This is a genomic window from Lutibacter sp. (assembly GCF_041596795.1).
In the GTDB taxonomy this organism is placed as follows: Bacteria; Bacteroidota; Bacteroidia; order Flavobacteriales; family Flavobacteriaceae; genus Lutibacter.
Genome location: NZ_JBFHHX010000184.1, coordinates 1 through 5,324 on the forward strand (window position 1 = coordinate 1; position 5,324 = coordinate 5,324).

The 5,324-nt window shown below is 29.9% G+C and carries 4 protein-coding genes; all 4 read left to right on the forward strand.

What is annotated here, in order from left to right; all coding sequences use genetic code 11:
* Positions 1-915, forward strand: a 915-nt coding sequence (locus tag ABY298_RS14680) for a cyclic nucleotide-binding domain-containing protein (RefSeq protein ID WP_372746805.1), incomplete at its 5' end; no start/stop codon positions are given.
* Positions 916-971: 56 nt separating this feature from the next.
* A complete protein-coding gene (locus ABY298_RS14685; protein WP_372746806.1) occupies positions 972-1,859 on the forward strand; it encodes a universal stress protein in 888 nt (295 codons plus the stop codon).
* An 85-nt stretch (positions 1,860-1,944) separates the two neighbouring features.
* A complete protein-coding gene (locus ABY298_RS14690) occupies positions 1,945-4,707 on the forward strand; it encodes a glycosyl hydrolase (protein ID WP_372746807.1) in 2,763 nt (920 codons plus the stop codon).
* A 1-nt stretch (position 4,708) separates the two neighbouring features.
* Positions 4,709-5,324, forward strand: a 616-nt coding sequence (locus tag ABY298_RS14695; RefSeq protein ID WP_372746808.1) for a hypothetical protein, incomplete at its 3' end; no start/stop codon positions are given.

Sequence of the window (5,324 nt, forward strand, 5' to 3'; positions counted from 1 at the left end):
GTGGTTTGTGATATTATGATGCCTGAATTAGATGGGTATGATGTGTTAAAAATTCTTTCAGAAGATGAAAATACAAAGCGAATTCCTTTTATATTCATGTCTGCAAAAACAGAAATAAAAGATGTAAGAAAAGGAATGGATTTAGGTGCCGATGATTATTTAACAAAACCTGTAAACGATGAATTGCTAATAAGTGCTATTGAAAGCAGATTGGCAAAGGCAGCTTTATTACAAGAAGAAGAAGCTTCTAAAATAGAAGTTGCTGATGAAACATTTGAAATAGAACATATTGAAAATATAGAAGAACTTAAAAATTATTTTTGTGATAATGGTGTTTCAAAAATTCTTAAAAAAGGAGAAATTATTTACAGAGAAGGAGAGTTATGTAATAATATTTTTTTAGTGTATAAAGGAGCTGTAAAAAGTTCAAAAATAGATGAATTTGGAAAAGAGCTTATAATAAATGTTTATAAAGATGATGATCTTTTTGGATTTTCAGCAATTTTAGAAAACGCGCATTATTTTGAAACTACAACAGCTATGGAAAAAACCGAATTAATGGTGGTTTCTAAAAACACAATGCAAAAATTAATTGAAAGCAACTATAAATTATCTTTAGAAATTTTTCAGTTAATTAATGATAATTTAATAGAAGTAAAAGAGCAATTGTTGCAAATGGCTTACGGATCTATGCGTAGAAAAACAGCGAATACCATATTAAAATTTGCTCAAAAAATGACCAGAAAACCTTCAGATAGCATTAATATATCGCGTCGTGATTTAGCAGGAGTTGCCGGTATTGCAACAGAAAGTTTAATTAGAACTTTAACCGATTTAAAGAAAGAAGGTGTTATAGAAATTGAAGGGCGAAACATACGAATTATAGACTTGAATGCTTTAGAATCAATTAATTAAATTTTTATCATGTTTTATTGTGTAGCATAGTTAATGTTGCAATAAATCACTGATTAATGTCATTTATTATTAATACACCTTTATTTAGTTTTGTGGTATTAATAAAAGTAATGAGAAACATTCTAATTTTAACCGACTTTTCTTCAAACTCATGGAATTCTATAGAGTATTCTTTGGGGCTTTTTCAAAATAAAGCATATGACTTTTATTTGTTAAACGCTTCAGATATACAAGAAGATGAATTTGAAAATGTTGCTGATGATGACGGAGGAATTGCAACGGTAAAAAAAGTAAAGGATTCTAAAAAAGAATTTGACACCCTAATAAAAAAAATTAATTTATCACCTTTAAAAGGAGAGCATAAATTTATTCCAATTTCTGTTGAAGCTAATTTAATAAGCGCCGTAAAAAACCAAATTAAAATTCATACTATAGATTTAATTGTGATGGGTACAAACGGACTATCATCTCAAGGGAAAATGAATATTGGTTCCATTTCTGAAGATATTATTACAAAAGTAAAATGTTCAACATTAGTTGTTCCTAAAGATGCCCGATTTACTGGCTTAAATGAAATTGCTTTCCCAACAGATTATACCTATTTTTACGAAGCTAAATTATTACAAAATATAAATAATTTATTCGATTACAAATCATCAACCTTTAGATTTGTTTATGTAGCTAAAAATAGCGAAGTACTTGATAAAGAGCAGCTTTGGAATAAAGAAACACTGCACGATTATTTTGTAAACTGTGCACATACGTTTCATTCAGAATTAAATAAAAACCTCGAACTATCTATTCAAAAAATAATTGATGAGTTTAATGTGGATATTGTAATAATGGCAGCTAAAAATTTAAACCTATTTGAACAAATTTTATTCAGGCCAAAAATAAATTCAATAAAATATTACGCCAAAACCCCATTTTTAATTTTACACTAATTATAAACCCTAGCATTTTGTTAGTTTTTAAATAATTGTATATTTATAAAAGTTAATTTTATACGCTATAAACAGCACTTTTATAATGAAAAAGCAATACTTTTTATACCTGTTTTTATTTCTTGTTTTAAAAATAAATGCACAATCTTCCTTAGTTAAAAATGTACCATTTGTAAATATTGGACCTGCCATAATGAGCGGAAGAATTGTTGATGTAGATGTAAATCCAAACAAACCAACCGAGTTTTATGCAGCCTATGCTTCTGGTGGTTTATGGTATACAAAAAACAACGGAACCTCATTTGTTGCTGTTACAGAAAACGCGCCAACTCAAAATATGGGAGATATTGCAGTAGATTGGGAAAATGGCACCATTTGGATTGGTACAGGCGAAAGTAATTCTTCTCGATCTTCGTATGCCGGAATTGGCATTTTAAAAAGTGTTGATAAAGGAAAAACTTGGGAGAATGTTGGGTTAAAAAATTCACAACACATAGGCAAAATAGTTATTAATAAAAACAATCCAAACGAAGTGTTGGTTGGCGTAATAGGTAATTTATATTCATCAAATGCTGAACGTGGAATTTTTAAAACTTCAGATGGTGGAAAAACCTGGAAAAATGTACTATTTATAAATGAGAATACAGGTGTAATAGATATAAGCGCTTCACCAACAAACGCCAATATTTTATATGCAGCAAGTTGGGAAAGAGATAGAAAAGCGTGGAATTTTGATGGTGATGGTGAAAATTCCGGAATTTATAAAAGCGAAGATGCTGGCGCAACGTGGGCAAAAGTTGAAGGTAAAGGTTTTCCAACAGGAAACGGTATTGGACGTATTGGTTTAGCAACTTTTAACGATGAGGTTTTGTATGCCTTGTTAGATAATCAGTTTATGCGTCCAGAGGAAAAAAAGAAAGAAGAAGAGGGATTGAAAAAGGATGATTTTAGATATATGAGCGTTTCAGATTTTTTGAAGCTAGATAATAAAAGCTTAAACGTATATTTAAAAGAGAACGATTTTGATAAAAAACATACTGCAGAATCAGTAAAAGAATCGGTTAAAAAAGGTGCCATTAAACCAAATGATTTAGTTACCTATTTAGAAGATGCTAATTATGTACTGCTAAATTCTGAAGTAATAGGTGCAGAATTATACAAATCTGTTGATGGAGGAAAAACCTGGAAAAAAACACATGACCAATATTTAGATGATGTTTATAGTTCCTATGGCTATTATTTTGGTACTATTGCTGTAAATACATCAAATGAAAATAAGGTATATATTGGCGGCGTCCCATTACTAAAATCTGATGATAGTGGCAAAACATTTACATCAATAAGTAAAGAAAATGTACATTCAGATCATCAAGCAATTTGGGTAAATCCAATGTTAAACGGACATATTATTAATGGAAACGATGGTGGAATTAATATAACCTATGATGATGGGGAAAACTGGGCAAAAAATAATCAACCAGCCGTTGGGCAGTTTTATTCCGTAAATGTAGACAATCAAAAACCATATAATGTTTATGGCGGTTTGCAAGATAATGGTGTTTGGTACGGACCAAGTAATTACAAAGCATCAAAATATTGGGAAGCAAATGGCGAATATCCTTATAAAAGTATTGGTGGTGGAGATGGAATGCAGGTTCAAATAGATAATAGAGACAATAATATTGTGTATTCTGGTTCTCAATTTGGATATTATTACCGTGTAAATTTAAAAACAAATGACCGTTTAAATATTCATCCAAAACACGAATTAGGTGATTCACCATATCGTTATAATTGGCAAACACCTATTTTATTATCGCCTCATAATCAAGATATTTTATATATGGGCGCTAATAAATTAGTACGTTCTATGGATAAAGGAGAAACTTTTAATATAATTTCTGATGATTTAACAACAGGCGGAAAAAAAGGAAATGTTCCTTATGGAACATTAACTACAATATCAGAAAGTCCTTTTCAGTTTGGTTTTATATACACAGGAAGTGATGATGGTTATGTTTACGTTACTCAAAATAGTGGAGGTAGTTGGGTTCGAATTTCAGATGCTTTACCACAAGAATTGTGGGTTTCAAGGGTAATAGCTTCGCAACATGCAAAAGAAAGAGTGTATGTTACTTTAAACGGATATAGAAGTGACGATTTTAAACCGTATATTTTTGTTAGTGAAAATATGGGTAAAACTTGGAAAAATATCAATAATAATTTACCAAATTATCCAATTAATGTTGTAAAAGAAGATCCTGAAGATGAAAATGTTTTGTATTTAGGCACTGATAATGAGTTATATGTAACTTTTGATAAAGGAGAAAATTGGCAATTATTTTTAACCGGAATTCCAAAAGTTGCAGTGCATGATGTAGTTATTCAAAATGAAGCAAAAGAGTTAGTTGTTGGAACACACGGGCGCTCCATTTACAAAGCTAATATTGCTCCGTTGCAACAATATAATAAAATAAAAAATAAAAATACAGCCTTTTTTGAGATTGCAGATATTAAATATTCTTCGCGTTGGGGAAGTTCATGGAGCCAATGGTCAGAGCCTAATACGCCAAGTGTAACCATTCCTTTTTATGTTTCCAATAATGATAAAATTAAAGTGATTATAACCAATCAAGCCGATATAGAATTAAATAAATTTGATGTTGATGCTAAAAAAGGTTTTAATTATTTTGAGTATGATGTTTCTGTTAGCAACAAAAAAGGAATACTTGAATTAACCAAAAAAGACGAGAATTTTAAAAAGGGAAAAAATGATGTTTACTATTTACCTAAAGGAACATATTTTGTAAAAATTGGAGAAGAAAAACAATCGTTTGAAGTGAAATAAAATGAGAATTTTCCTTGTTTTTTGTGCGTTATTTGTTTTTAGTACTGCAAAATCTCAATCCAGTTGGGAGCAGTTTAAAAAGCAATCTTCACCTATAAAAATTTGGGCATTATTGCATCCTTTTAAAGTAAAAAAAGCATATGCTATTTCTTTAGAGGTAAAAAAAATTTCCGATTCTATTGCTACAACTAATTTATTGGACAAAGATATTTCCGGAGGACAAGTGGATGCTTTCAGACATGCTTTTTGGATGGCTACATTGCGAATTAAAATTGGGAAATGTGCAGCAAAATCACTAGGGAAAGCACACGAACAGGCAAACTATAAAACCTTTAAAAAACGAAAACTTGAAGATGGAATTTTACCGGATAAAGCTTCCAAAGAAATGGATTTGTTTAACAATAAAATTGGTTTAACATTTTCAAAAAAAGGAGATTCAATTTCAGTTAAAAGTCTTATTTATAAAATTTCCAATACCATTTTAAAAGGCGAATTAAAAGTAATAAAAAAGGATAGCTTAGGTAATTATTTAACCTGTAATAATAGAATTATTACTGTTCAAGAATTGAGTAATACTTGGAAGAATAAAAAATGTTTAGTTTCTTCAAATTTGGCAA